This window comes from Aminiphilus circumscriptus DSM 16581 (genome assembly GCF_000526375.1).
Classification (GTDB): domain Bacteria; phylum Synergistota; class Synergistia; order Synergistales; family Aminiphilaceae; genus Aminiphilus; species Aminiphilus circumscriptus.
The window spans coordinates 92,540-118,489 of sequence record NZ_JAFY01000001.1 but is presented as its reverse complement, the minus strand read 5'-3'; the positions used below and the strand labels follow the sequence as shown (position 1 = coordinate 118,489).

The following is a 25,950-nucleotide window of genomic DNA, read 5'->3' as shown; positions in this document are numbered from 1 at the left end:
ACATCCGGCGAGGAGCGCAGGGCATGATCCCGCACACAGGGACACGGAGAGAGGAGCTGAGCGTCATGGCAACGGAGCGGCGCATCAGAGTTCCACGGGGAGGTTCGGAGGAAATTTCCCGGCGACTTCCGCAAGCAGCTTCGCCGGCAACGCGGGGGCTGTCAGGAGCAGATTCGCTGAAAACGGGGAGGCGTTCGGAGACGGCTTCGCCGGAAACGAGGGGGCTTCCGGAAGCGGCTTCGCTGAAAACGAGGGGGCTGTCGGGGACGGCTTCGCCGGAAACGAAGGGGAGTTCGGAAGCGGCTTCTTTTGACAGGGGGCCACGAACGACCTTTCCATGCAGGGGCCGCCGTGACAAGGGCGATGCGCTCCGGCACGGAGCCGCTCCGTCGCCACACCGACGCTTCCGCACCGCCGCAACCGTCCTCCCGGTTCTCCTCGTCATTCTGACCCTGGCGTCGCTCGGAGCGCCGATTTCCGCGCGTTCCACTCCGGTTCAGGTTCCGATTTCAGCCACGGCTCAGGCTTTGGTTCAGGCCCCGGCGCTGCCGGCGCCGCTCCGTTCCGCCGCGGCACTGTTTTTCGTCGCGCCCGCCGCCGCGGCCCAGGGGAGCGTGCACGATCCGCTCTCGCCGGAGAACGAGGCGTACATCCGGAACTTCTTCGCGGTCTGGCGGAGCGCATCGACGGAGAAGGCCCACGGGCAGATTCCCGGCTGGCCCCTCTACACCGGGGGCGACTGGTACATACAGTACCCGCCCCAGTGGTCGGTCCGGGACGCCAATCCCCAGTTTCTCTGGGTATCCGACCCTCGGGGATTGACGCACTTCGTCTTCGCCCAGATGGCCCAGGTGCAGGGCGGCCTCTCCACGGACGATTTGCGGGCCTTCGTCTTCCAGAAGCTCGTGGGCGGCGCGTCGCCGGTGCTGCTTGCCCGGGAGCAGAAGAACCCCTTCGCCTCCCTGGGGCTCGCCGGGGACGGGGGGCTCATGGACGCGGCCTTCATCCGCTGGATGCACGGCAGCGCGGGGAAAATGCTCACCTTCATCCAGATCACGATCCTCGCCCGGAGCCCGCTCTACACGTCGTACCAGCTCTTTCTCGAAAGCTGTCCCGAGGCGGAGCTGGTCGCGTCGGCCCGGCAGATCTTCGACCCCATGATCTACTCGGCGCGGTTCACCATTCCCAACTACAACAGTGAGCTGAACCCGGACACGGACGGAGACGGCTACGCCGACCCCGTGGACGCGGATCCCGAAAATCCCCAGGTGTGGTGACGACACGTCCGGCACGCGGGGAAAACCGCCACGATGTTCTACTATCGCGACAGGGATCAGGTGGAGATCGACCTTCTCCTCGAACAGGACGGCACGCTCTTTCCCGTGGAGTTCAAGAAGACCGCCTCGCCGAAAAGAGATGCGTTCCGGTCCTTTGCGGCGCTGCGGAAAACGGGTGTCCCCGTCGGTACCGGCGGTGTGGTGTGTTTCGCCGAGCACTTTCTTCCCCTGGCGGAGGACGTGTACGCCATTCCCGCGGGCCTACTCTAGCGGCGCCCAACGAACACGGGAGGGACACGGCACGAGAACACGAGAGGACCACGAGGCAACGAGACAAGGAGCCTCTGAAAAATGCCGTGCTGATCTCGGAAAACGCGATGCATCGGGAAAACGCGATGCAATCGAAAATCGAGAGAGGACGATTCCTACTTGATCAGGGTTCCCACAAGAAAAGAGAACGTACAGGAGGAGAACATGGCAAAGCCCCAGGGGAAACACGACATGTGGTGTTACACGGCAACGAAGCGGAGCGCCCGCAAGAAGGTGAAGCGCGCGTCCTCCAAGGCGCGCCGCCGCGCCGAGCGCCGCCGGGAGGAGTAAAGAACGAGCCACGCCACAGGTGCGGCGCGGGTGATACGGCGTTGTCCCGCGCCTTCCACGCCGCACCCTTACCGTGTCGTCTCGTACCGCACCGCGTTGTGATGTGCCCTTCCCGCGCCGCGCCGTTTCCATGCCGCGTTGCGTTATGCCGCGCCGCGCTGTGGCGAGCTCCTCTCGCATTGCATCACAATCGCACTGCGCTTTCCACTTTCCATACCACTTTCCATACCACGCCCTGTCACCCTTGCTTGACCGCGTCGTGCCACATCGTGCCGTACCGCGTCGCCCCTGCAAGACCGCGCCGTTGCGCGCCCGGCCCTCGGGCGGCCTATTTGCCGCAGGAGGGGGAGAAGGCGTCCTTCACCAGCCGCACCGGGGCACCGCCGTCCAGGGAAAAGCGGTAGAGAGAGACCAGAAGCCGCAGGGAGGCGCCCTTCCCCTTCACATCCGAAGCGGAGAACCCCGCCGCGAGAAAGCCCGAGCCGTCCGGAAGCCATGCGGGGGAAAAGACGCTCATGTCCTCGGGGGAAACGCGAGCCCCTTGCTCCCCGCTCGCCGGTCGCCAGAGAAAGACCGCGCTCACGGGCTCGCCCACTTTTTGCGCGAGGGGGCTCATTTCGGGAAGATCCGCGTCAAAGAGCACCGCCGACCCGTCGGGGGCGACGGAAAAGCGCACGGCGCTCGAAAAACTCACCGCATCGCCGAAAAGTTCCGCCAGGGAACGCTTTTCGAGCATTCGCCCCTGCAGGTCGAAGCGGTAGAGGAACTCCAGATCCTGGGCGTAGACGCTCGCGCCATCGGCGGCCCAGAAGGGGGAATAGACATCCCGCACAGCGCCGGAGACGAGCCGCAGGTCGCCTCCCGAGGCGGAAACCACCGCCGTCACCCACCGGGCCTCGTCTGGAAGCCAGTGGTTGAAGAGCAGCCGCATGCCGTCGGGGGACCACCGGGGGCCGTAGCTGTTGTCGCCGGGAATGCCCGCCACGAGCTGCGCCGTCTTTTCGCCCAGGCGCAACACGGCGATTCGCCGCCCCGCGTCGCGGTAGTCCGTAAAGGCCACGGCGTCCCCCCGGGGGGAGATCTCCGGGTCGTTGCCGTCGCAGAGCCGCCGCGGGGTGCCGCCCGCGACGTCGGTGAGCCACACGCCTCCGTCCCGGGCAAAGACCACCTTTGCCTCCTTTGCCGCGGCCGCGGCCGCCGCCTCCGGAGCGAAAAAGCCTCCCGCCATCCCCGCCGCACCCGCCACGAAGAGCGCGACAAGCACCCCCAGGGCGATACGGGCGAAAAGCACCCCAGGGGCGACGGCGATGGGGCTGCCGCGGTGCGAAACCGCAGCATGCACGCTCCGAACAACCGCGAAAAAAGCTCCGGAGGCGTTTTTCCGCTCCGACTGTTCCACCTGCCCCGGCGCTTTCGTCGCGCCGAGGAGCACACCCGCCGCGGTCGGCTTCACCGCTCCCACCCGGGCGCCTGTCGCGCCACCCGAGGCGCCGCCGAAGAGTCTCTTTCCCCTCCAGGCCTTCATCCACGCCTTTGTCCACGCCTTTGTCATCCACGTCTTCTTCGCGCAGGCCATTCCAAGATTCCTCCCCGTCACCCTCCGCCGGACTCAGGAGCACGTTCCAGAAATCCTCCGCATCCTCTCCTGGAACATTTCCTCCCCGTAACCCTCCGCCGTGCCGCCTCTCCGTCTCGTTTCCTCCGTACCGCACGGGGTTTCCGACGTCGCACATCCGTCTCCCCCGAGGAACGATTTTTTATCTACATAACACAGATTCGTCACTTTTCCAACATTGTTCGAGACGTCTTCCTTCTGTTATAAACACTATGGTGGAACATGTCGCATGCTCCGTGAGGAAGCGTGACGCCATGTCGGCCGGCATGCGTAAAAACGTCGCGGCGGGAATGCTCCCGGGCGAGAACGCCCAGCGGGGGCGCAGACAGCACCGGTGCTCCGCCGGAATGAGAGGAACACAGGAAAGAAAAGAGCGCAGGAAAGACCGGAACGCAGGCATGACAGACATTCAGGACAGGAGCAAAAGGAATTTCTGCGGAGAAAAAGCGAGGTGGTCGATTCGGGGCGGAACGAAAGACAATATGGCTTGATCCAAGATGAGGTGAGGCGGAGAGGGACAAAACAGGTCGGGAGAGCCAACGGAACAAAAGGTCACGACCTGAGCGGCGAAAACGACACGGAGCGAGACGGGAAAAGGCAAGAAAAGGCGGAACACGATTCGGCGCAAGGCACGACATGGCTTGATTCAAGGAGCCTCTGAAAAATGCCGTGCCGATCTCGGAAAAACGCGATGCATCGGGAAAACGCGATGTAATCGAAAATCGAGAGAGGGCGATTCCTACTTGATCAGGGTTTCCCCAAGATAGAACAAGGCGAGACGAAGAAGCACGAAACAGAGCGGAACGAGAAACGGCATGGCTTTATCCAAGATGAGATGAGATGAGACGAGATGACCCGAGGCAAAGTCGGGCGAGGCAAGGCGCGAGTTGACGCGACGACAAGGGCATCATGCAAAAGGAATCTCTGAATAAGGCTACGTCAGCCCCGCATGGCGCCTCGCAGAGCCTGATGCGACCCGAGTCAAGGGAAAAGCGAAAGGTCTTTATTCAGGGCTTTCAAAAATCTTACGAGAGGAGCGTGTACAATGAAACGGAGAAAGAGTCTGCGGAAGTCTCTTGCGGTGCTGCTCGGTACGGTGGCGGTGCTCCTGGCGGTGTCCGTCGCCTTTGGGGCGACCCTGGCGGAGATCAAAGCGCGGGGAACGCTCAACCTCGGTCTGGAGGACGAGGATTGGGGACGGTTCCACATGTGGAAGAACAACACCGCCTCGGGCTTCGACGTGGATCTGGCGGAGAAGATCGCCGCCGCGGCGGGCGTCTCCCTCAAGATCGTGCCGCTTCCCTGGGGTGACGGTGACGCGGGAAGCGTGAGCGGTGCCTGGAGCCCCGGCGGGTGGCCTCCCTTCGACGTGGATCTCATTCTCTCCGGTGTCACCATCACCCCCGAACGCGCCGCCTACGTGACCTTTTCAGAGCCGTATTTCACGTCAGGGCAGATGGTGCTCTTCCGGAAAGCGGCCCCCATCACCGACGCCGCCGCTCTGGCGGGGAAAAAACTCGGCGTCCAGCAGGCCACCACGAGCGAAAGTGTAGCGAGGGAGCGTTTCGGATCGAGCACGATCTTCATCTTCGCCGCCGTTCCGGAGATGCTCGACGCCCTGCGGGCGGGCGCTCTCGACGCGATTCTTCTCGACAGCCCCTTCGCCCTGACGGAGGCGAAGGAGGATGCGTCCCTGGCCGTGCTGGAGGAGCTGTTCTCCTCCGAGGAGTTCGGCGTCGTGCTCCCCAAAGACGTGGATCCGGCGCTCAAGGCCCTGGTGGATGAGGTGGTGCGACAGGAGAAGGACGCCCTGTGCGAGAAATGGTTTAAATAAGACGCCGAGGCACTGCAACGCAAAGTGCCGTGCCCTCCGGCAGGAGACGGCGAAGGAATGTCGCAACGTCGGAGACTGAGTCTCGTCTGCGGAGACACTTTCCCCCAAAAGGCGGAGAAACGAACGCCTCGGGGAGAAAAAGAGAGGGCGTGCGGAAGCGAGAGAAACCGGAGGAAACCGGAGTAGGAAGAGACGCAGGGACAGGGGCAAAGCCGACCGAGAAGCAATGTGGCTTCTCCCAAGCGTTACGGACACGGGCCCGGTCGGTCCGCACACCAGAAAAAGCGACGCGGAAGGGGCCCGGGGAAAACGGGTCCCTTTCGCGTCGTCAAGGGACACCCAGATTCCCGCACGAAGGGGACATCCATTTCCCGCGGATGTCCGCCAAACGCCATGAAAACCCTTTTGCGCGGGCCTGACGCACACAACTGACGCGCACAACTTTCGCATTCCATCATGACTACGCAGAAATGATTCCTGAATCTGTCGAAATTCCCCGATTCCACGCCCGCTTCGGGAAGGTCATGCGGCGAGAGCGGCTCGGATCAGCGCCTCCAGGGCGGCGTCGGGAAAGCCCCGGCTCCGGGCCGCGGAAAAGGAGCAGTGCAGAATGTCCTTCCAGGCGCCGCCGAGCAGGGAGGGCGCGAGTATCAGGGCCGCCCGCACGAGCGACGCGCTATAGTTTGGGTCCGTGGCCCACCGGAGGCGCGTGCCGTCCTTGCGGGGTACGCCCCAGGAGAGCCCCGCAAAGAAGAGCCAGCAGCAGTCCGCGTTGCGCGCCGCAAGAGGAAAGCACGTGGCGAGGAGCCGGGAGTAATCCGCCAGAAAATGCTCCAGCGATCCGTAGTGCCGGAACGCCGCCTCCACCCGCCGCTCCGCCCCGCCACTCCATTCCTTTGTGGCGCTGCTCCAACAGAGACCGCCCTCGGCCACCCAGCTCCGGGTGCATTTGATACCCGCCAGATTCCAGGTGCGGCGCATCGCCGCGGAACGGAATCCCCCGGTCTCGTGCCAGGTCTGCACCGCCGCGCCGAAGGCGTTGAGCGGCGCCCCCCGGTGAAGGGTACGGGCGCCGTTGCCGACGCGCACCGCCTCGAAGACCAGGCGGGGCATCTCCTCCGGAGAGTCGTCTCTCCGAGAGAGCGCTTCCGCGCTCTTTCGGGGATCCGTTCCCGAATCTCCCGCCGTCTTTGCCGACGCCGTTGCTTTCGTTACCGTCTCTCTCGGGGCCTTCACCACAGCCTCCGTTTCCGCTTTCGTTTCCGCATCTTCCACCGCCTTCGCCGCCGCTTTCGTTGCCGACGCCGTTGCTCCCGTTGTCGTCGCCTTCGTCACCATCACTCCCGTTACCGGAGCGAGGTGCCCGCGGGCTGAGGCGACGAGAGACGCGACACCGAGACCGGCGTTCTTTTCGTGCTGCCCTTTCTGACTGTTCCGCTGGTCCCGTTGCTGAGACATGCGAAAAAGCGACCGCGCTTCCACAGGCACGCCGACGAAGCCGCCCGAGAAGGTCATGCGCTTTGCCTCCCCGCCGACCTTCCCGAACGGGCTTCGCCCCGAAAGAGCGTGGCCCCCGCACGGGGCACCGCCGCCGAAGCCGTCTCGTCACTGCGAAACATCCCCGTCTCGAGCACCGCCTGCAGACGGCGGATCGCATCGGTGAGCGCGTCGAGGCGGCTCTCCATGCGCACCAACAGATAGGCCGCCACCACCACGGAAAATCCGTGCTGGACGAACTGTTGCAAAAGTTCCGTCATGTCTGCCTCCTCCCTCCTTGTCTCCCCCTGTTCCCGGGGCTTTCTTACAAGTCTTTTCTGCAAGTCTTTCCTGACGCTATTCCTGTGGTCCTTTTCCACACGCTATCCCTGTGGGCCTTTTCCATGGACTTTTTTCATACGCCTTCCAGATGAGCCTTCCATGAACCTTTTCTCCAGGCCTTCTCTCCGGCCCGCATAGATAGACGGGGCGGCGATGCCTGGCGCCGCACGAGCACCCGCCGCCCCGCACACGCTTCAAAGGAAACGCATTGAGATCTTTGGCCTTCAGATATGAGGAGCCTCTGAATAAGGCTGCGTCAGCCCTGCGGGGCGCCTCGCAGAGCCTGACGCGACCCGAGTCAAGGAAAAGCGCAAGGCCTTTATTCAGAGCTTCCCTAAGGAGCCTCTGAAACATGCCGTGCCGATTCCGGAAAAACGCGATGCACTCGAAAAGCGAGAGAGGGCGATTTCTGGGTGATCAGGGTTTCCCTAAAAACAGCCAGGACTCCCCGTTCATCGACTCAAAACCATCGACCTCAGGTCCCTCGACACAAACCAAGGAACTCTAAGCCCTAACCCCTTGGCGCCGGGCCAATTGCCCCGAACCCATCGACGCCTCTCTCCTCCGGGCCGCTCGATTCCAGGCCGCTAGGCCACCACTTCCGTGACGTTCCGGGACACGATCTCGGCACGGACGATCATGTCCGGCCCGACGAGAAACAGGTCACTGTCGATGATGGCCTGCATGACCGCCGTCACGTCTCCCTCGGTGAGATCCGTCCGGGGATTGGACAGGGAAAGAACCCACTCCTTTCCCGAGGACAGGCCGAAGATCATGCGCAACGTTCTGGTTTCCATGGAATGTCACCTCCTTTCGTTCGTCAGCTTCGTTCGTCAGCTTCGTTCGTTTCTTGGCTTGCTCGTTCCTTCCTTCCTTCCTTCCTTCCTTCTTTCTTTCCTTCTTTCCCTTTCCTGCCCTCCGCCGTTCCTCGGCGATGCGGCGCAGGACCGCGCCGAGGTTTCCGCTCCCCCTGCCCGCAGCCTGGAAACCGCACTGGAGCGGGGCACATCCCGGAGCCTCTCCCGGAACATTGAAATGCCTTCGGAAGGAAACACGGAAGCATTTCAGAAGGACCGGAAACGCCCGGAGCCGTCCGCGAAAAAAGCGGGCAACGGCGGCGGAGTTTCGGCGAGGCCCTTCACGGGAAGATCCGTCAGGCCGTCACCAGGTCCGTGTCCTGCTTCTGCACCTCCAGCCGGGGATAGAGACAGAGCCCGGCCAGGGCGTTCGCCACGGCGTCTACGTCGTCCGCGGAGGCCTCGGGGTCGATGCCCCGCCAGGAGAGGGTCTTGCTCTTCGGCTTGCCCCACTCGTCGCTGCCGGTCTGCACCTTGAGAATCAGCCGGCTGCCCTCGGAAAGAAAACTCGCCATGCCTTTCACCTCCTTTCTGATGCAAAAATGTGTCGGAACCGTGCGGAGCGTGCCGCGCTTCTTCGCGGAAGGCGCGGAAGCGCTCCGAAGAGCGGGCCTTCGGCGGTGCCGAATTCCCGTCTCCGTTCCACGAATTCAGCCTAAATGACATATTCAGTTCACGCAATACGCATAAATATGTCATTAAAAGGCATTCCCATTTCGTTTTTTCAGTTCTTCTTCCGGCTTTTCCCCGGCTTTTCCCCGGCTTTTCCGAAGTTTTTTGCAGGTTTTCCTTCGGGAAGCGCTGAAGAAGACCGTTCGCTTTCCCTTGACTCGGGTCACATCAGACTCTGCGAAGCACGTTCGGGGCTGACGCAGCCTTATTTAGAGGAAGCTCTGAGGAAGCCCTGAATAAAGACCTTTCGCTTTCCCTTGACTCGGGTCGCATCAGGCTCTGCGAAGCGCCCTGCGGGGCTGACGCAGCCTTATTCAGAGATTTCCAGAATAAAGGCCTTTCGCTTTCCCTTGACTCGGGTCGCATCAGGCTCTGCGAAGCACTTTCGGGACTGACGCAGCCTTATTCAGAGATGCCGCAGGTTTTTCTTCGGATTTTGCAGGTTTGCCCATCGATTTTTCAGAACTCGGAGTGTTCATGCACACGCACCAGAGGCGCACCCAGCGCCTGAGGAACCTCCGCCGGAGCACGCCATCCGGGGTGCGTGACCTGTTCCGATTTCTTTCCGACGCTTCCCTTGGTTCGGCTCCGCCCCGGTTCTTGCCCGGTTTTTTTCGTTCTTTCCGACGCGTTTCCTCCGCCTCCCGGAGAAGAAACAGCCCACCATCCCCGGTCCAAGGCAGTCCCGGCCTCGGCTCCGGCGCGGACATGCCCCCTCCACCGCACTTCCCCCGTCCTTTGGAAATGCACTGCGCCACCGTGAGCCAAAGCGCCCGAAGCGACAGGGTACTGGTTTGACAATCCACGCGAGAAATGCCATGATGCAGAAAATCCATTCCGGGAGGCGGAACCATGAGAGGCACCTTCAGGCTCAGGGACGAGTACGTTTACGCCATGCCGGTGCATTTTTCCGGGCATGCCTTCTATCCCGTGCGCACCGTCTACGGGGACATGACGGGCATCAGCCTTCAGTTTCGGACGGATCCGGAGGCGCTGCTCCCGATTCTTCCCGAGGATTTCGAGCTGCTGGAGCCCCTGGTGAACGTTCAGTTCTCGAACGCCCGGGACGTGGCGTGGATGGCCGGCGGTGAGTACCGGCTCATCCAGGTCACCACGCCGGTGCGCTACCTCGGAAACGGCGAGGGGCTCGTCGGGGAGTACGTGTTCGTCATCTGGGAGAACAAGGCCTGCCCCATCATCGGAGGGCGCGAGGAGGACGGCATGCCGAAGCTCTTCGCGGACATCGCCTGCGAGCGCCGCGTGGAGGATCGCTGGTTCACCGCCGCGAGCTACGAGAGCCGCACGTTCCTCACGCTGGAGATGACCCGTACCCGGGCACTTTCCGAGAGCGAGGTCGCCGCGGCGAATTCCCGGAGCAAGATGAACTATTTCGGCTGGCGCTATCTGCCCAACCTCGGCAGAGGAGGCGCCTCCCTGAGCCACGCCACGCTCTATCCCCAGGAGGCGCGCATGGCCCGCGCCTGGTCGGGAGAGGGACACTGCACCTGGACCAAACTCACCGCGGCGGAACATCCCCTGCAGTGGCCCATCATCGCCACCCTCGCGGATCTTCCCGTGAAGAGCCCCTTCACGGCGATGATGTTCAAGGGATCGGCGCAGCTCAACGTGGGCGATTCGAGAGCGCTCCCCTGACGCGGGGAATTCCGAAAAAAGGGACAGACAGACAGACAGAAAGAAAGAAAGAAAGAAAGAAACAGGGAAGGAGAGACGGAGAGAGGGAGAGAAAGGGAGAAAGAGAGAAAGAAACAGAGAGAAATAGAGAGAAAAAAAGGAAGAAAGGGAGAAAGAGATAAGGAATCTCTGAATAAGGCTATGTCAGCCTCGCAGAGTCTGATGCGGCCTGAGTCAAGGGAAAGCGAAAGGCCTTTATTCAGAGCTTCCATAAGAAAGAGAAAGAAACAGAGAGAAAAAGGAGAGAGAGAAAGAGAGAGAGAGAGAGAGAGAGAAAGAAAGAAAAAAAGAAAGAAAAAAAGAGAAAGAACGAGAGAAAAACAAAGAGAAACAGAGAGAAACAGAGAGAGAAAAAAAGAAAGAAGAAACGGAAAAACAAGACCCCGACGAAAGAAGCGCCAGAAGGGGTGACAATGCGGAGGAAAGGACCGGAGACAGAAGACGGGGAACGGGAAAGAGACAGGAGGCGGACCGGCAAGAAAGGATGGGGGACATGAGCGGATATTTCGAGAACAAGGTGGCGGTGGTCACGGGCGCCGCGTCGGGCCTTGGCCTGGGCATCACGGAAGCGCTGCTCGCCCGGGGAGCCCGGGCGGTGTTCATGGCCGACGTGAATGACGAGAACCTCGCCAGGGAGTCAAAACGCCTCCGGAGCGCCTTGGGTGGAACAGTGCTTGGAACAGTGATCCCCCGGCACACGGACGTCACCAAGCTCGACCAGGTGGAAGCTCTCGTTCGGGACGCGAAGGACTTTGACGGACATCTGGATTTCGTGTTCAACAACGCGGGCATGGGCATGACCCTGCCGACGGAGAAGATCACCTTCGACATCTGGAACTTCGTGGTGAACCTGAATCTCATGGGGGTCGTCCACGGCACCTATACGGCCATTCCGATCATGCGGGAGCAGGGATTCGGCCACATCGTCAACACCGGCTCCATCGCGGGGCGCATTCCCCTTCCCTATCAGGCGGTGTACGCCGCCACCAAGAGCGCGGTGATCAGCATGACGGAGAGCCTGCAGTACGAGCTGGAGGTGGAGGGACTCTCCTTCAGCGTCTTCTGCCCCGCCAACGTCCGCACCGCCATCTTCGGCGAGATGGCCCCTCCGCCGGACTCCATCAGTGTCGAGGAAGCGGTGGAGTACATCTTCGCCGAAATAGAGAAGAAGGCCATCGTGATCGTCCTGCCCGAAGCAGCCCGGGAGTTCGACCGGCTCTACCGGGAAGACTACGAGGAATTCCAGCGCCTCGCCCGGGAAATGGCAGCGGAGCGCCGGGAGAACTACCGCACGAAGGGGACCTACTGCTGAGAGCCTGCCCTTGCAACGGCGAAAGCCGAGGCGGAAAAGACGCATGAACAGGAGTCAGGGGGTAGGAAGACCCATGAAGGAAGAAAGAACGAAAGGCGAGGAGACGGCCGTGACGCCGGAGCGACGAAACGCGCATTCCTTCGTGCAGCCCGGGGGATCTCCGCCGCTTCTGCGACATCTCCCGTCGCTGCGGCGCCTGCGAGGGCTCTCGGACGCGACGGACCTTCCCCTCGAAGTGGTCATCCTCCTCGTAGGCGGGCTCGCCCTGACCCTCGCGGGGGCGCTGCTCTTTTCCGCCGCCTCCGGCGCGCTCCCCTGGTACGAGAACGGGCTGTACGGGCTGCTCCTCTTCTTCTTCGCCGTGCAGATCGTCACGCTTGGGAAAACGCCCTTCGGCGACGCCCGCCGGACAAAACCGCTGCTCGCGCTGGGAATCGCCGTCGCCTCCGTGGGCATCGTCACCTGCTTCGTTCCGGACCTGCTCGGCGAGATGCCCCGGATGCTGCTCGCCCTCTGCCTCGGCCCGGGGGGTGCCCTTTTGCTTCTGGAGATGCTCTTCTCCCGGGAAAAGTGCCGCGCCTGGCTGGAACAGGGGGGCGTCCTCCGGCGCCTCGTCGCCGCGGCGGGGGCGGTCTACGCGCTGTCGATTCTTTTGGGGCTGCTGGTCTGGAAGAAGGATCTGTTCGCCACGCCGCTGACGGCCCTCGTGGCGCTCGCCTTCGGCGGCGCGCTCTTTCTTCTCGCCTTCGTCCTCGAAAAGGTCTACCGCCTCTATCCCGAGGCGGGAATTCCCCGGAGCGGTCCGGGGGCGCTGCCGGCGGACCGGGCGCTGCTGCTCCTCACGGGGGTCTTCATGGTCCTTCTGGGGGTGCTCTTGATCCCCGTCAACCTGGGCCTGCTTCCCTTTTCGGGAAGCGCCCAGCTCGGTCTGCTGATGGTGCTCTTCGCCCTCCAGATGCTCGCCGCGGGAAGCACTCCCGTCGGGGCGTTTCCCAGGTCGCGGTTCATGATCATCCTGGGGCTCCTCTTCGCCGCCCCGGGCATCGTCTCCTGCATCGTTCCGGGCGTTCTCGTGCCGTTTCTCACCGTCCTCGTGGGGGTGTGCAACATCCTGGGAGGCGGGCTCACCCTGGGCAAGCTCTGCCTTTCCCTCCTGACGGCGCGAGGAGCGCCGCACGCCCCGGGGACGGGCATCTCTCCGGACAGGGGTCCGGACACGGGCACTTCCCAGGGCACCGACACATCCCCGGCGGCGGAGACTTCTCCGGGAACGGACGCCTCTCCGGACGCCGGCGCATCCCCGAAGGCGCACCTCTCCGCGCCCGGCCCCGTTCCGCCTCTTCTGGTGAAGCTCACCACCACCCAGGTGACGATGAACCTGCTCTCCATCCTGTTCGGCACGTCCATGCTCGTCTCGGGCGTCATCCCCGGATGGATTCTCGGCCCCGTCCTCGCCGCCAACGGCGGCGCCCTTCTCTACCTGCTGCACATCCTGACGCTTTTGGATCGAATGCGCTCAGGCCGCGCCGACACCCCCGCGGCCTGAGCGACCGACCTCCTGCCTCCGGCGCCGCTATCGCCGCGCACGGTGGCGTTTTCCTTCCCCGCGGCGGAAGCGACCGCCTGCTGCCCCTTGCGGAGGCGCGGAGGTGAGGCGCCCCAGACCTTCCGTGTCCGCCGCGCCTTCCACGCCTTACGCCTGCACCAGCCTGCATTCCGGCGAGAGGGCCCTCCGGGCCGCCTCCGCTCCGGCCCGGGCGAGGATCTCGCCCAGAAGCGGCGCAGCCCCCGCCCGGAAAAGAACACCCTGGGGCGCACCAGCGCCCGCTGCCATGGCGGGCCCCCGGGGCAGGGCCGCCGCAGTGCGTTCGTCCGCGGGCACGGGGGGCGGCGGCGGAAAGAGACCACCCCGGGAGAGCAGGTGGTGCTGCCCGATGAGAACCGGCGGCACCGCGTCCCAGGCGAGGTCGGCCCGTTCCGCCCGGGCGTACCAGTAGCAGAAGTCCTTCTCCCGGAAAGGCAGATCCTCTCCGCGCACCGCCCCGAGAGCGGGCCATCCGCCCAAGCGCTCCACCGCGTAATGCACCGCCGGGTCGTCAAAGTACACGGAGGTCCAGGTCCCCACCCCCCGGCAGGCGGCGAGCGCCCGGTGCCACGCCGCCCGAGCCCGGTCCTCCTCGCTGCCCCGGATCTGCTCCAGCAAATCCGCCGGACGGGGCATGAACTTGCAGCTCCGGATATGGGCCGTGAGGGCGGCGCGGATCTCCTCCAGGGTGCAGTCCGCCAGAGCGTTGAACATCACCGTCAGCGCGCCGTCCGGAGGCAGGGGGCGCCCGTACACTTCGGCGGTGCGCCCCAAAAGCGTCACGAACTCGCGGAAGTCCTCGGGAGTCATTTCCGCGTTCCTCCGGCCCCAAGAATGCGGTCCACCACGCCCGCCACCCAGGCGGCAAAGGCCTCTTCCCCCCCGGGCCGGGGGGGCTCTCTCTGGTCCCCCCGTCTGGTTTCTGGGTCTGGTTTCCTGAGTCTGGTTCTGGAGGCAGCAGGCGCACCACCCAAGGGCACATCCTGCCCGGGGTGGGGCATCTCCCGCCCGGAGTGAGGCACCTGTCGCACGACGTCGGGCGGGTCCTGCCCCGGAGAGGGCGCGTCGCGCACAACCCGGGGCAGCTCCCGCGCTCCTCCGCCTCTGGGGCACCGCAGCGGCGACAGCGGCGACAGCGGCGACGAAAATGCCGCAAAACGGGGCCTCTCCGTCTTCGCCGTCGCTTCCGCACTTCCCGCCGCGCCGCAGGAAACGCCGGGCCGCACCGCCCCGGGCGACGTTTCCGCCGCTTTCGGCTCCGCGCCCAAAGGAACGACGCCGCCTGCGGCTGTCCACGCCAACGTCTCCGGAAGGCTGAACGCGCCATCCTCGCCTGCGTTAGGGGTTTCGGCCGCATCTTGGCTTTCGGATATCTTTCTGCGTGCGATCACGGCTTCACTTTCGGTTGCCGTTTTATCTCCGTAGACCCAATAGAGATTGCTGATGCGGCAGCGTCCGGCCCTGCGGGGTTCGCGCACCACATACCCCCGCTCTTCCAGCACCCGCAGCCCCTCCACGACGGATCTTCGGGCGCACCCCGCCTTGGCGGCGATGGTGGCCAGCGAGGGGTAGCAGCGCCCGTCCCGGTCGGCAAAACGGCAGAGCGCCGCGTAGATGCTCTTCTGGTGGGCCGTGAGGGTCTCGTCGTCCAGCACGGCGTTTCCCACCCGGGAAAACCAGCCGCCCTGACGGGCCGCGTCGGGCCGGTCGCCCACCTCTCCGACCCGCCCGGCGCTTTCGCGGTCACCCGCCGCACTCACGGAAGCGCTCCTCTCCGTTCCGAAGAGGCCACGCGGAATGCCCACCCGGCGTCCGCCCTCTCCGCCCGAACCACTCCATTCGCTCCATTTGTTCCACCTGTTCCACCTGTTCCATTCGTTCCGGTTTGCGAATTCACGCCGCTTGCCGCACTCACTGCGGTTGCCGCATCCGATCCGGCTTCCGCCTCCATTTCAGCGATGCAGCCGGCGCGGGGTACCTCGGCGCGACGGCATGGAAACCCCCTCTCTCTTCCCCGGCGGGCGAGAAGCCGCGTCGGCGAAAGTTCCAGCACCTCGGCGATGCGGAACAGCAGCAGCACCGAGGGACGGCGCTCCCCCGTCTCGATGCGGGAGAGATTTCCCTGAGAGAGCGCACACTTTTCGGCCAGTTCCACCTGGCTCAATCCTGCTTTGATCCGGGCCCGCCGGATGTTCTCGGCCAGTGCGGACAGATGGGTGCGGCATTTCGTGTCGTCGAAAGACATGGACATCACCTCCGGAGGCATCGTATAATCCTTTTCGACATTTTTCAATACGCATAGACATGCTCTATGACAAAATATGTTTACGTTATGCCGAAAAAGAGTATACTGAACGGAGGAACATGGCCGCGCAAAGAAGACGCATGATGGACAGCGCACGGTGCGCCGTGACGTAAAGGAGGTGATCCGCGTGTCCTCAGTGGGAGAACGGATCCGCTATGCCCGGCGCAACGCCGGAATGGGACAGCAGGAACTCGCCCGGGCGCTGGGCACCACCCAGGCGAACGTGAGCCGCATGGAGCGGGGGGAGCGTCGCTTCACCCTGGAGATGCTCAAGGCCCTGGCAAACGTGCTGGGCTGCCCGCTTTCCTTTCTCGCGGGCGACGAGGACATCGCCCCGGCGCCACCGCCGGAACGGCGGGTGAGCGAGAGCGAGGCGCTCTTCGACGAGCTGGCCCGCAAACATCCCGAAGTGGGACTCCATCTGCGGAGTCTCGCCAAGGCACGGCACGAACTCACCGAGGAAGACTGGGATTTTCTGGTGACGCATCTCAAGCTGGCCCTCGGCTATGTGGACGCATCGCTCAAGGCCCGCCGGGCGGAGGGCAGCTTCTGATGTCCCCGTCCCTGACGGCGCTGCCCGACCGGCCGCCCCACGGAACGCACCGCATCGGGTGCACAGGGAAACGCCGCGGACTCGAGGAAATGCCGTCCAACGCGGCGACCGCGAAAAAACGGAATGGTCAGAATCCGGCTCTCTCCGAGGGCGGACGTTGCATCGACGAAACCGCCCTCCGGCGCGATGCGGCGGCTTGCCGGCGGGACCCAGCATTCCGGTGCGGAGGCACCCCATGACGTGGGCGGAGGTGACGGCGCGCAAGCTCTGGGTGCGCCTCGGCAGTCCGGAACCGCCCGTGGATGTGGGCGCGGTGTGCCGGACGCTCGGAGTCGAGATCTGGGTCGTCTCCTGCGGCAGCGCGCTCTTCGACGCTGTGTACACGCCGCGCACCCGGGACGGGCGGCGTCTCGTCACCGTGAACGGGGCACTGAGCCGGGAGCGACAGCGCTTCAGCGTGGCCCACGAGCTGGGGCACGCCCTGCTGGCGGGACACGCCGCCAGAGCGGCGGGGGCAGCGTGGAATCTGGAGCGATCGCCGCTCCGCGAGACCGAAGCCAACCGCTTCGCCGCGGAACTGCTCATGCCCAAGCTGCTTCTCGTCCGGGAACCGCGGCGCCTTGTTCCGCCCGTGAAGGAGCTGGCGGCGCGCTATCTCGTCTCCCGGGAGGCCATGCGAATCCGCCTGGTGCAGCTCGGCCTGATGCCGTCCTGCACCGACGGAGATACCAGTCCCCCCAAGGGGGCGGAAAGCCTCGGAAACACCGACGACTGGGACTTCCACTCCTGACAAGAGCGGGCATCGGGTCCTCGTGATTTCGGGACTTCTTGCTCCAGCCAAAAGGACCGTGCTATACTTTCTTTAGAAAAAGAGATGACGCAAGGGTGCTGTGAAACACGGGCGTTGTTTTTTCTTCTCCCTCCGGAGGCGCTGACGTTTTCGCCGGGGGAAAAACTCTGTTCAGGGGGGGCTGTTCATGGAAAAGGCGTTGCGGCACAGGCGGTTCGGTTTGCAATGGAAACTCGTCCTCTTCATGCTTCTGGCGGTGCTTCCGGTCACGGCGGTCCTCATCGGCGCAACGGCCTATCTGGAGCACAAAAACGCCCTTGGCGACGCGGAGACGCTTGCCCTGGCAAAAGCCACGGAGTACGCGGCGGATATGAAGGCCGCCCTCGAGGTTCCCCTCGACACCGTTCGGGCCCTCGCCTCGGCCATCGGAGGCTTGCAGGAGGCGGGGTATGCGACGCGAGAAATCGTGGACCTCATGCTCCGGCGCACCATCGAGGAAACGCCCGAGCTTTTCGCCCTCTGGAGCTGCTGGGAGCCCGACGCCTTCGACGGCAAGGACCGGGAGTTCGCCGGCACGGAAGGACACGACGCCTCGGGACGCTTCATTCCTCTGTGGATTCGCGCCGGCGGCGCCCTGGAGCGACGGGCCCTTGAAGGCTACGACCAGCCCGGCCCTGGGGACTACTATCTCAAGGCCCGAGAGCGTGCCCGGGAGACCATCGTCGAGCCCTTTACACGGTCCGCCGGAGGGCGAACGGTCCTCGTGACAAGCCTCGTCGTGCCGGTCCTCTCCGGCGGCAGAGTCATCGGCGCGGTGGGGGCGGACCTCGCCCTGGAGGACCTTCAGAAGATCACCAAAGAGATGCGCCTTTACGAAACGGGCTTTGGCAGGCTCGTCACCAATAACGGCATCGTGGCGAGCCACTCCGATACGACCAGGATCGGAAAGCCCACGGGAGAGCTGACCACGCCCCAGGGCGAGGAGTACCTCCGCAAACTCCGCGCCGGCGAGGCTTTCTTCGAAAAAGCCTGGTCGGAGGCGCTCAAGAAACAAACCCTGAAGGCCACGGTGCCCGTTCGGGCGGGACGAACGGACATTCCCTGGAGCTTCAGCGTCGTCCTCGCCGAGGAGGAGGTCATGGCCCGGGCGACGGGCCTTCTCAAAACGATCCTCTCCCTCGCGGCGGGGGGTATGCTCCTTCTCGTCTTCTTCGTCTGGTTCGTCGCCCGGCGTCTCGTGGGGCCGCTCCGCCGCGTGGCGGTCCTGGCGGAGCGAGCAAAACAGGGAGACCTCTCCATCCGCCTCGAGGACTTCGGCGTGGCGAGCCGGGACGAACTCGGCGAGATGGCCGTTGCCTTGGCAGAGATGATCGCCGCCCAACGGGGAACCATTGGGACCATCGAGGGGGAATCGGAGCGCCTCGCAACGGAGACAGAGACCTTCGCGAACATCGCCGAGGCCGTGAAGGAACTCATCGCAAAGGCGGAGGAGCGCAGCAACGAGGTCGCTTCACAGATGGAGAACCTCGCCGCGGCGGCCCAGGAGATCAACGCCTCCGTGGAAGAGGTGGCGAGCGGCGCCCAGGCGGCGGCTCAGCGGAGCACGGAGATCGCCGGCGAAGTAGACCGCTCCCACAAGGCGGGTGAAGAGGGGGCCGAGGCAGTCCTCGCAGTGGAGCAAAGCGTTCTGCGCCTGGCCGAGGAATCCAAGACGTCAGCGGAGCGCGTGCGAGGCCTTGGAGAGCGAGCCCGGCAGATCCAAGGATTCGTCGGCCAGATCTCGCAGATCGCAGACCAAACGAACTTGCTCGCTCTGAACGCCGCCATCGAGGCGGCCCGGGCGGGCGAGGCGGGGCGGGGCTTTGCGGTGGTCGCCGAAGAGGTGCGAAAATTGGCGGAGGAATCCAACGGCGCGGCCCGGCGCATCACCGATCTGGCCGGAGAGATCACAAAGGATCTGGATCAGGTTGTCTCCGCGGTGGAGCACAATGCCAAGGAATCCCGGGAGGCCGCCGCCCTGGCGGAGACGACCCGCAAAACCATCGGAGGAATCCTCGCCTCGCTGAGGCAGATCACCCTCGCCACCCAGGACCTTGCGGCGGTGTCGCAGGAACAAGCCGCATCGAGCGAGGAGATCGCGAGCACCGTGCAGAACATCGCCCTTCGGGTGGGAGAGGCCACAGCGGCGACAAAGGCCGTGAGCGCCGTGATGAATGACGTCATCGACGAAGCACAGCGCGTCGCCGCGGGAGCACAAGAGCTCACCTCCATTTCCAGCGAACTCAGGAGATCCCTGGAGGGGTTCTCCTTGAGCGAGAAAACGCCGGCTCTTCCGGGGCCTCGACGCTGAGGCAACCTGCGGAACACACGTCATTGCAGTCCATCCACAGAGCGAGGCGGGGGCGTGGCCGCCCCCGCCTCCTTTTTTTATCGCCCCTGTTTTTTATCGCCCCTGCACGGCGGATCTCCCGCAAAAAACCTTCCGCGGGCAGCGTCTTTTGCGCGGCGAGGACGCACCGCCGACCCCCCTCCTCACCAGGAGCACCTGGAGAACGAAGCATGCCAAAAACAAAAAAATGATGTACACTTATATTTGGATAACTTGACTTACCTGGTTGGACGAACGGTTGCGCTGACACAGACGCTCGACAAACGATAAACGACGCACGAGAAACACCGGCACGCGCACCGAAACGAAAAACAGCCGTTTCCTGAGGACCCGCCGGGAAAATGCGGGCCTGCCACAACACCGGGCGAGAACACCCGGCGAGGAAATTCGTAAAAAACACAGGGAAGGAGGAACCTCCATGACCGTGTTATTCCGTGTCCGTAAAGGAAATGCGTTGCCCCGGAGCAAACCCGGCACCCCGCTGCCGAACGCCGTTCATCTGGGCGCCGGGTGGAAACTGCCGACGGAGGGTGAACGGCGATTCCTCGCGACCCTGCTCCCCGCGTCGGGGAGTGCGCCGTCGCACCTGCGGCGGCGGCGCCCCAGCTTTCGGGGAATTCTTCGCCGCCTGGGGGGACTTTTGCCGCGACGCCCCTTTCTTCCCTCCCCCTCCCCAAGGGCGGAATGAGCACGGAACCGAGCGAAGGGGAAACGCCCGGACGGAGATGTTCCCCGGGCCGGGCGGAAACCTCCCGGGACGAAACAGAAACACTTCCGGGGCCGGACAAGGCCAAGCTCCAGGGCCGGAACAGGCGGACTCCCGGCTCTGAGCCCGCATTGCCGAAAGATGAGCCTCGGGCCTCATGTCATACGGGACATCTTGTGTTATACCGTTTTAAACAACGTGACACACGATGCGGTGATAAAATCCGCCGACGAGTCGATGATGCTTCGCCACAACAGGGAGAAAGAGCAGCGGCGAACACCACCATGCGGCGATGTTCTTCGCCGGGACAAGCCTCCTTCCCTTCGGTCGCATCTTTTCCCCGGAAGACGACCCCCTTTTCCGCCGCAGACGCTACTTGACATTGACAGCGTGTCAACGTTTATCCTTGTCCGAAAGGAGGGCGTGACTCCGGTCCCTTCTCCCATAAACCCGGAGACACGTTCTCTCAGGCCTGGCGGCATGCCCCCGGGAGAGCGTAACGGCGCAGGCAGCGCGACGACGCGATGCGGTGCGGTGCGGCACGACGCCCAAGAGAGAACCCCCGAAAGGACGATGCGTCATGAACGACGTGCTGAAACCCCGCAACAAGGAAACATGCGGCGACGGGGAAACGACGGACGACGCCGGGATGTTCGCGGAACAGCCGGCGAAACAGGCGAAAACAGACGCGGGTGAAGGAACGCCGGGCTCCCCGACCTTCGACATGTTCTCCGAAACTCCCGCAGACCTTCTCTTCGACCGGGCCTCCGGCACTCCTGCAGGCGAAAACGCCCCCGACGCCGGAGAGAGCGAGAAAAGCCGGGCCGAACTGTTTCTCGAGGCGGGCATCGACAAACTCCTCTCCGAAATGGACGTGGCCGCCGTCGAGAGCGACGGCACGGTCAAGCCCGTGGACGCCACCTTCGACGTGCAGGTCTCCAAGGACCGCCTCAAGGCACTGGTGGATCTCTACCCCGCCTCGGGAGGCGGCAAAACGCTGGATTATGCGGCCATCTGCGACCATCTCCTGGAAATGGGCATCAAGGAGATCGCCGAGGAGAGCCTCTCCGAGGGAGTGCACCTCTGCAACACCACCGGGGAGATCCAGCGCCGGGTGGTCGCCGCCGAGGGCATTCCCCCACAATTTCCCCGGGAGGCGCGCCTCGAAATTCTCTTTCCCCTGGAAGGACGCAGGCCGCCCCGCATGGAACACGCCGAGGCGAAGGTAGACTACCGGGACAAGGGAGAGATCTTCTCCGTCGAGACGGGGGAGCTGCTCGCCATCCTTGAACCCGCCATTCCGGGCGAACCGGGACGGGACATCTTCGGCAACGTCATCGAGGTCCCCGCCCCGCCCAAATCACCCCTCACCATGGGAGACGGCGTCGCCTCCGAGGACGGCAAATTCTTCACGGCCGCCACCACGGGGCAGCCCATGTTCCGGGGCAACCGCCTCCTGGTCAAGCCCGTGGTGGTGGTGCGCGGCGACGTGGATCTGAGCGTGGGCAACGTGCTCTTCGACGGCAGCATCATCGTCCGGGGCCACGTGCGCGAGGGATTTCTCGTCAGCGCCGGAGTGGACGTGGAGGTCTTCGGCAACGTGGAGTCCGCCTCCATCAAGGCCGGGCGGGACGTGCACATCCACGGGGGCATCCTGGGCGAGACAAGCGACATCGACGCCGGAGGCAAGGTGACCATGCGCTTCATGGAAGGCGGCATCGTTGCCGCCGACGAAGAAGTGATCGCCAAGTCCCATCTCATGCACGCCCGGGTCCACTCCGGCAAGAGCGTGATTCTCGAAGGACGGCGCGGCTCCGACAAGGGCGTCCTCGGCGGCTCCGTGGTGGCCCTGGAGCGGATCGACGTCGTCGCTGCGGGCACTCCCATGGGCACCCGCACCCTTCTTGCAACGGGCATCGACTTCCGCACCCGGGCGAGAATCGAGGCACTGGAGGCGCGCATCCGGGAACTTCAGGAAATGGCGGCGAAAATCTCCGAGGTGATGAAGCGCAGCGTCACCCGCTTCGTCAAGGACGGCCGCATCGTCCTTCCCCCGGACATCCAGACCAAGATGGAGCTGCTCATCCAGCACTACAACGCCTCCATCCGGGAGCTGCACCACCTGCAGGACGAGCGGACCGCCCTGCGGAACAGCATGGAACAAAAGATACGGGGCGGCGGCTACATCAAGGTGAAGCAGAAGCTGCACCCGGGCGTCATCGTGGAGATCCGCGGCACCCGCCGGGAGATCAAGGACGAGCTGCGCTTCGTCTCCTTCCGGTTCGACAGCGACACGGGCTCCATCGCCATGGGTTCGTACCGGTAGACACCGCAGTCCCCACAAGAGCGCAAGACCTCCGCGCAGGCACATTCAGGCAGCGCCCCCGTCCGACGACGGGGGCGCTGTTTTCGCGGAAAAGCCCTTGACCTTGACAGCGTGTCAGGGTTTAGCATGTCCAAAGAAATGGAGTGCATCGCACTGCCGGGCGGAGTGCGCACGCAAACACCCCGCACACAACCGACGACGAGGGAGAGATACTGCATGCAGCACAGCGAAGATCCACATTATGGAAACATGAGATTCGTGGCTGCGGGAATTTTTCTGGCGCTTTTTCTCTGCCTCGGGGTGGGAACACCGGATTGGCACAGCGTTTTCCGCACCGCTTCCGCCGAAGCGGCGGTGAAGTACGTCACGCAGGGCGGCGCGGGAGCACGGGACGGATCGAGCTGGGGCAACGCCTTCGGCGAGGCGGAGCTCCCCGCCGCCATTCAGGGCGCCACGGCGGGGGACGAGTTCTGGATCGCCAAGGGCGCCTACCGCCCCTCGGTGACAAACGACGCCGACGCCACCTTCGAGCTTGTGGAGGGCGTGGCGCTCTACGGCGGCTTTTCCGGCACCGAAACTGCCAGCGCGGACCGGAACTGGAGCGCCAACGTCACGGTTCTCACGGGTGACCTGGCGAACGACGATGTGGGCAAAGTGAACGGCGTCACCCTCAGCGCCGGCCAGATACGGGGCATCAACAGCAAAACCGTGGTCACGGCGGACAGCAGCATCACGGACAGCACCGTACTCGACGGTCTCACCGTCACCGCCGGAAGAAACACCGCGGGAGAGGGCGGCGGCATGGTCAACACGGACGGCAGCCCCAAAATCACCAATTGCACCTTCGCGGGAAACACCACTCTCCTGGCCTACGGCGGCGGCATCTTCAACGACGGAGGCAGCCCCACCATCACCGACTGCACCTTCTCAGGGAACAGCGCCCTCTACGGCGGCGGCATGGTCACGGACGGCGGCAGCCCCAAAATCACCGACTGCACCTTCGAGGAAAACACCTCCACAACCCTCGGCGGCGGCATGCTCAGCATGAACAGCACCGTCACCGTCGCGGGCTGCATCTTCACGGGGAACAGCGCCTTCTACGGCGGGGGCGGCATGGTCAACGCGAGCAGCACCGTCACCGCCACGGACTGTGTCTTTTCGCAAAACTCCGCTCCTGTGGCTGACGGCGGCGGCATGGTCAATCTGAGCTGCACCGTCGTCACCGTCACGGACTGCACCTTCTCAGGAAACAGCGCCATGAGCAGTGGTGGCGGCATGATCAACTCGGACAGCACCGTCACGATAACGGGCTCCGTCTTTTCACGAAATTCCGCTTCTGAGATGGACGGCGGCGGCATGGTCAACATGAACGGCACCGTCGTCACCGTCACGGACTGCACCTTCTCAGGAAACACCGCCATGAGCGGTGGCGGCGGCATGGTCAACGACAGCAGCGACGCCGTCGTCACAAACTGCACCTTCTCCGGAAACACCGCGACCGACTATGGCGGTGCCGGGATGGTCAACCTCAGCAGCAACCCCATCGTCACCAACTGCACCTTCTCGGGGAACAGCGCCACCACCTGCGACGGCGGCGGCATGGTCAACGACAGCAGCGACGCCGTCGTCACAAACTGCACCTTCTCCGGAAACACCGCGAGCGAGGGCGCCGGCATGGCCAACACGGACAGCAGTCCCACGATCGCCAATTGCATCTTCTGGAACGCCTCCGCCGCGGACGAAATCTCCGAGACGGGCTCCGGCTCCGCAACCGTGACCCACAGCGTGGTCCGGGGTGGCTACGTGGGCACGGACATCATCACCATCGACCCGAATCTCGGCCCCCTGGCGTGGCACGGCGGCGTCACCGAGACGATGGCCCTCCCCGCAGGCAGCTCCGCCCTCGATGCGGGGCTGGGCACGGGAGTGCACACCATCGGCGGAACCACTGTCACCGTCCTCTCCGCGGACCAGCGCGGCGTCTTCCGCCCCCAGGGCGCGGGCGTGGACATTGGCACCTACGAGTACTGGGCGGGAAAGGCGATTCTCGCCGTGGAGACCGAGGGCTCCGGAACAGTGACGCGAACATCCCCGGGAAGTGCCTTCGGCACACAGGGCAACCAGTGGTCCTACGACACAAACACGATGGTGACCCTGACAGCCGCCGCCACCGCACCCTGGTCCTTCGCGGCATGGAGTGGTGACGTCTCGGGGACGAACCCCGTGACCACCGTGACCATGAACGGGGACAAGCGCGTCACCGCCCTCTTCGTCCGGGGCTGGACCATCACCGCCTCGGCGGGCCCCGGCGGAACCATCGCTCCCGCGGGAAACGTGACGGTGCCGGAGGGCACGGACCAGACCTTCACGGTCACTCCGGACGCGGGCTACGCCGTGGCGGACGTCACCGTGGACGGTGTCTCCATGGGAAGCGCAACGACCTACACGTTCCCCAACGTGACGGCGAACCACACCATCGAAGCCGCCTTCACCGCCGCACCCACGGCGACGCCGACACCGCCGGACCCGACGGCGACGCCGTCACCGACGGGCGGTCCCACGCCGTCGCCCTTTCCTTCGCCGGACCCGAGCATTCCCCTGCCCGAGATAACCCTCACCCTCACCCTCGTGTCGGGGGGAACGGTCATCGCGGGACCCGTGTTCATCACCGATCCGCAAGCCCTGACACGTCTCTTCGACGCTCCCTCCCTGCTCGAGGCACTCTTCGACTTCGCCCCCGAGGCGGTCGCTGCGGGAATGTACAACCGGGAGGCATCGGAGCTTTTCTCCATCCTGGCGCAGCTCGATCCCGGCGTAACGGAGCTGACGCTCCTCGTGGACATTTCCATGGGGGGCGTCTCTCCGGGCTATTCGGCGACGGTCTTTCTGCTGGTCCGCACCTTTGACGATCAGGGCAACCCCACGGGATTCACGCTTCTCCCCCGCGAGGAGGACGCGTCGGTCTTCCGCCGCAGCGCCACCGACGAGACCTGGCGGGTGGCCATTGCGGACGGCGGGGCCACCGACGGCGCTCCCGAGGCGGGGCGCGTTCTGCCGAATCTCGCCGCGGTGGTGGAAGTGGTCCGGGGCGAGGCACCCACAGGCGGCGGCGGTGGCGGCGGCGGATGCGACACCGGAGCCGGCGGCGGCAACGGCTTCTTCGGCGGCGCGCTTCCCGTGCTGCTCCTTCTGGCCGTTCCGCTGGCCCTGCTGCTGCAGCGCTAGAAGAAACGGCCACGCGTACTCGGACGAGAGGAAGAAGAGGTGGAAGGAGCGCGGAGAAAAGGAAACTTTCGGAAATCCAGGAAAGGCCCTTGAAGCATCTTCGCTGTGAAGTACTTTTGGTTGCGAAACGCCTTCGTTGCGAAGCACTCCATCAGCCTTCGACGTGACCGACACTCCGGGGGGTGCGAAAAGAGCACCCCCCGGAGAAAAACTCTTGCCGCGACAAGGTGCCTTTCAAGGAAACCCGACAGTACAGGCCATGAAAATGGCGCGGGACGTCCTGTGGACGCCCCGGAGCGTCGTCGCCTGCTCGATATGGAAGCACACCCTCCGTGCTCTTCCTCTTCTCTTGCCTTTGCCTTCACCTTCGCCCTCGTGTCCACGGTCTTCTGCG

At 64.3% G+C, this 25,950-nt stretch carries 21 protein-coding genes and 1 pseudogene; 14 read left to right on the top strand and 8 right to left on the bottom strand.

The features are described 5' to 3' along the window. The first annotated feature begins 527 nt into the window (after nt 1-527). From K349_RS18965 to K349_RS19820, 3 genes and pseudogenes are all read left to right on the top strand, one after another. On the top strand, nt 528-1,277 hold the full coding sequence (locus K349_RS18965; RefSeq protein WP_157367217.1) for a hypothetical protein: 750 nt from the start codon (nt 528-530) through the stop codon (nt 1,275-1,277). A 30-nt stretch (nt 1,278-1,307) separates the two neighbouring features. Continuing rightward, nucleotides 1,308-1,547 (top strand): annotated as a pseudogene (locus tag K349_RS0100485) (hypothetical protein); the annotation flags it as partial. Between the two features lie 204 nt (nt 1,548-1,751). Then, nucleotides 1,752-1,877: a hypothetical protein gene (locus K349_RS19820; protein ID WP_274703373.1), complete on the top strand. Its 126-nt coding sequence runs from the start codon at nt 1,752-1,754 to the stop codon at nt 1,875-1,877. A gap of 328 nt (nt 1,878-2,205) precedes the next feature. Here K349_RS19820 and K349_RS15865 read toward each other — a convergent pair whose 3' ends face one another. Continuing rightward, nucleotides 2,206-3,453, bottom strand: a complete 1,248-nt coding sequence (locus K349_RS15865; protein WP_025745670.1) for a TolB family protein — start codon at nt 3,451-3,453, stop codon at nt 2,206-2,208. 1,084 nt (nt 3,454-4,537) lie between these two features. On the opposite strand from K349_RS15865, the gene K349_RS0100465 reads away from it, so the two are divergent. Next, nucleotides 4,538-5,326: a substrate-binding periplasmic protein gene (locus K349_RS0100465; RefSeq protein WP_025745667.1), complete on the top strand. Its 789-nt coding sequence runs from the start codon at nt 4,538-4,540 to the stop codon at nt 5,324-5,326. Nucleotides 5,327-5,848: 522 nt separating this feature from the next. Here the strand turns inward: K349_RS0100465 and K349_RS0100455 are convergent. From K349_RS0100455 to K349_RS0100435, 4 genes are all read right to left on the bottom strand, one after another. After that, on the bottom strand, nt 5,849-6,841 hold the full coding sequence (locus tag K349_RS0100455; protein WP_025745664.1) for a glucosaminidase domain-containing protein: 993 nt from the start codon (nt 6,839-6,841) through the stop codon (nt 5,849-5,851). Beyond that, nucleotides 6,838-7,083: a YvrJ family protein gene (locus tag K349_RS19920; RefSeq protein WP_025745662.1), complete on the bottom strand. Its 246-nt coding sequence runs from the start codon at nt 7,081-7,083 to the stop codon at nt 6,838-6,840. Before K349_RS19920 ends, K349_RS0100455 begins: the two co-directional genes overlap by 4 nt. 648 nt (nt 7,084-7,731) lie before the next feature. Beyond that, complete coding sequence (locus K349_RS0100445) at nt 7,732-7,941, bottom strand: DUF2922 domain-containing protein (protein WP_025745660.1); 210 nt, start codon at nt 7,939-7,941, stop codon at nt 7,732-7,734. Nucleotides 7,942-8,297: 356 nt separating this feature from the next. Next, nucleotides 8,298-8,516, bottom strand: coding sequence for a DUF1659 domain-containing protein (locus tag K349_RS0100435; protein WP_025745656.1), 219 nt, complete (start codon nt 8,514-8,516; stop codon nt 8,298-8,300). A gap of 1,009 nt (nt 8,517-9,525) precedes the next feature. Here K349_RS0100435 and K349_RS0100415 point away from each other — a divergent pair. The 4 genes from K349_RS0100415 (at nt 9,526) to K349_RS0100400 (ending at nt 13,223) form a co-directional block, all read left to right on the top strand. Beyond that, nucleotides 9,526-10,326, top strand: a complete 801-nt coding sequence (locus K349_RS0100415; RefSeq protein WP_025745653.1) for an acetoacetate decarboxylase family protein — start codon at nt 9,526-9,528, stop codon at nt 10,324-10,326. A 180-nt stretch (nt 10,327-10,506) separates the two neighbouring features. Further along, the gene (locus K349_RS18960) at nt 10,507-10,776 is read left to right on the top strand and encodes a hypothetical protein (protein ID WP_157367215.1); all 270 of its coding nucleotides are present in this window, start codon (nt 10,507-10,509) and stop codon (nt 10,774-10,776) included. A gap of 82 nt (nt 10,777-10,858) precedes the next feature. Further along, nucleotides 10,859-11,677, top strand: a complete 819-nt coding sequence (locus K349_RS0100405; protein WP_025745649.1) for an SDR family NAD(P)-dependent oxidoreductase — start codon at nt 10,859-10,861, stop codon at nt 11,675-11,677. Between the two features lie 73 nt (nt 11,678-11,750). Beyond that, nucleotides 11,751-13,223 carry a hypothetical protein gene (locus tag K349_RS0100400; RefSeq protein ID WP_025745647.1) on the top strand — a complete coding sequence of 491 codons (1,473 nt, stop codon included), beginning with the start codon at nt 11,751-11,753 and terminating at the stop codon, nt 13,221-13,223. A gap of 147 nt (nt 13,224-13,370) precedes the next feature. On the opposite strand, the gene K349_RS17570 is transcribed toward K349_RS0100400, so the two are convergent. The 3 genes from K349_RS17570 to K349_RS17565 are packed head-to-tail and all read right to left on the bottom strand — an operon-like array spanning nt 13,371 to nt 15,507. Continuing rightward, complete coding sequence (locus tag K349_RS17570) at nt 13,371-14,072, bottom strand: DUF6475 domain-containing protein (protein WP_051464148.1); 702 nt, start codon at nt 14,070-14,072, stop codon at nt 13,371-13,373. Next, nucleotides 14,069-15,022 (bottom strand): helix-turn-helix domain-containing protein, encoded by a 954-nt coding sequence (locus K349_RS0100390; RefSeq protein WP_169731272.1) that lies wholly within the window; start codon nt 15,020-15,022, stop codon nt 14,069-14,071. Before K349_RS0100390 ends, K349_RS17570 begins: the two co-directional genes overlap by 4 nt. Then, a complete protein-coding gene (locus K349_RS17565; protein WP_025745640.1) occupies nt 15,019-15,507 on the bottom strand; it encodes a helix-turn-helix domain-containing protein in 489 nt (162 codons plus the stop codon). Before K349_RS17565 ends, K349_RS0100390 begins: the two co-directional genes overlap by 4 nt. A gap of 187 nt (nt 15,508-15,694) precedes the next feature. Here K349_RS17565 and K349_RS17560 point away from each other — a divergent pair, with 187 nt between their 5' ends. The 6 genes from K349_RS17560 (at nt 15,695) to K349_RS0100350 (ending at nt 25,556) form a co-directional block, all read left to right on the top strand. After that, nucleotides 15,695-16,120, top strand: coding sequence for a helix-turn-helix domain-containing protein (locus K349_RS17560; protein ID WP_025745638.1), 426 nt, complete (start codon nt 15,695-15,697; stop codon nt 16,118-16,120). Between the two features lie 235 nt (nt 16,121-16,355). Continuing rightward, the gene (locus tag K349_RS17555) at nt 16,356-16,910 is read left to right on the top strand and encodes an ImmA/IrrE family metallo-endopeptidase (RefSeq protein ID WP_025745634.1); all 555 of its coding nucleotides are present in this window, start codon (nt 16,356-16,358) and stop codon (nt 16,908-16,910) included. Nucleotides 16,911-17,097: 187 nt separating this feature from the next. Next, on the top strand, nt 17,098-19,260 hold the full coding sequence (locus K349_RS0100365) for a methyl-accepting chemotaxis protein (RefSeq protein WP_025745631.1): 2,163 nt from the start codon (nt 17,098-17,100) through the stop codon (nt 19,258-19,260). A gap of 457 nt (nt 19,261-19,717) precedes the next feature. Next, on the top strand, nt 19,718-19,987 hold the full coding sequence (locus tag K349_RS0100360) for a hypothetical protein (RefSeq protein ID WP_025745629.1): 270 nt from the start codon (nt 19,718-19,720) through the stop codon (nt 19,985-19,987). Between the two features lie 598 nt (nt 19,988-20,585). Next, entirely contained in the window at nt 20,586-22,331 is a 1,746-nt protein-coding gene (locus tag K349_RS0100355) for a DUF342 domain-containing protein (protein ID WP_025745627.1), read from the top strand. Between the two features lie 216 nt (nt 22,332-22,547). Next, nucleotides 22,548-25,556 (top strand): right-handed parallel beta-helix repeat-containing protein, encoded by a 3,009-nt coding sequence (locus K349_RS0100350; RefSeq protein ID WP_025745625.1) that lies wholly within the window; start codon nt 22,548-22,550, stop codon nt 25,554-25,556. The last annotated feature ends 394 nt before the right edge of the window (nt 25,557-25,950 follow it).

Excerpts from the sequence above, each read along its gene's own strand:
- K349_RS0100445 (WP_025745660.1), bottom strand. The coding sequence starts at position 7,941 with ATGGAAACCAGAACGTTGCGCATGATCTTCGGCCTGTCCTCGGGAAAG.
- K349_RS17555 (WP_025745634.1), top strand. The coding sequence starts at position 16,356 with ATGACGTGGGCGGAGGTGACGGCGCGCAAGCTCTGGGTGCGCCTCGGC.
- K349_RS0100360 (WP_025745629.1), top strand. The coding sequence starts at position 19,718 with ATGACCGTGTTATTCCGTGTCCGTAAAGGAAATGCGTTGCCCCGGAGC.
- K349_RS17570 (WP_051464148.1), bottom strand. The coding sequence starts at position 14,072 with ATGACTCCCGAGGACTTCCGCGAGTTCGTGACGCTTTTGGGGCGCACC.
- K349_RS0100365 (WP_025745631.1), top strand. The coding sequence starts at position 17,098 with ATGGAAAAGGCGTTGCGGCACAGGCGGTTCGGTTTGCAATGGAAACTC.
- K349_RS0100405 (WP_025745649.1), top strand. The coding sequence starts at position 10,859 with ATGAGCGGATATTTCGAGAACAAGGTGGCGGTGGTCACGGGCGCCGCG.
- K349_RS0100355 (WP_025745627.1), top strand. The coding sequence starts at position 20,586 with ATGAACGACGTGCTGAAACCCCGCAACAAGGAAACATGCGGCGACGGG.
- K349_RS15865 (WP_025745670.1), bottom strand. The coding sequence starts at position 3,453 with ATGGCCTGCGCGAAGAAGACGTGGATGACAAAGGCGTGGACAAAGGCG.
- K349_RS0100400 (WP_025745647.1), top strand. The coding sequence starts at position 11,751 with ATGAAGGAAGAAAGAACGAAAGGCGAGGAGACGGCCGTGACGCCGGAG.
- K349_RS18960 (WP_157367215.1), top strand. The coding sequence starts at position 10,507 with ATGTCAGCCTCGCAGAGTCTGATGCGGCCTGAGTCAAGGGAAAGCGAA.
- K349_RS17565 (WP_025745640.1), bottom strand. The coding sequence starts at position 15,507 with ATGTCTTTCGACGACACGAAATGCCGCACCCATCTGTCCGCACTGGCC.
- K349_RS0100350 (WP_025745625.1), top strand. The coding sequence starts at position 22,548 with ATGCAGCACAGCGAAGATCCACATTATGGAAACATGAGATTCGTGGCT.
- K349_RS19820 (WP_274703373.1), top strand. The coding sequence starts at position 1,752 with ATGGCAAAGCCCCAGGGGAAACACGACATGTGGTGTTACACGGCAACG.
- K349_RS0100455 (WP_025745664.1), bottom strand. The coding sequence starts at position 6,841 with ATGACCTTCTCGGGCGGCTTCGTCGGCGTGCCTGTGGAAGCGCGGTCG.
- K349_RS19920 (WP_025745662.1), bottom strand. The coding sequence starts at position 7,083 with ATGACGGAACTTTTGCAACAGTTCGTCCAGCACGGATTTTCCGTGGTG.
- K349_RS0100465 (WP_025745667.1), top strand. The coding sequence starts at position 4,538 with ATGAAACGGAGAAAGAGTCTGCGGAAGTCTCTTGCGGTGCTGCTCGGT.
- K349_RS0100415 (WP_025745653.1), top strand. The coding sequence starts at position 9,526 with ATGAGAGGCACCTTCAGGCTCAGGGACGAGTACGTTTACGCCATGCCG.
- K349_RS0100435 (WP_025745656.1), bottom strand. The coding sequence starts at position 8,516 with ATGGCGAGTTTTCTTTCCGAGGGCAGCCGGCTGATTCTCAAGGTGCAG.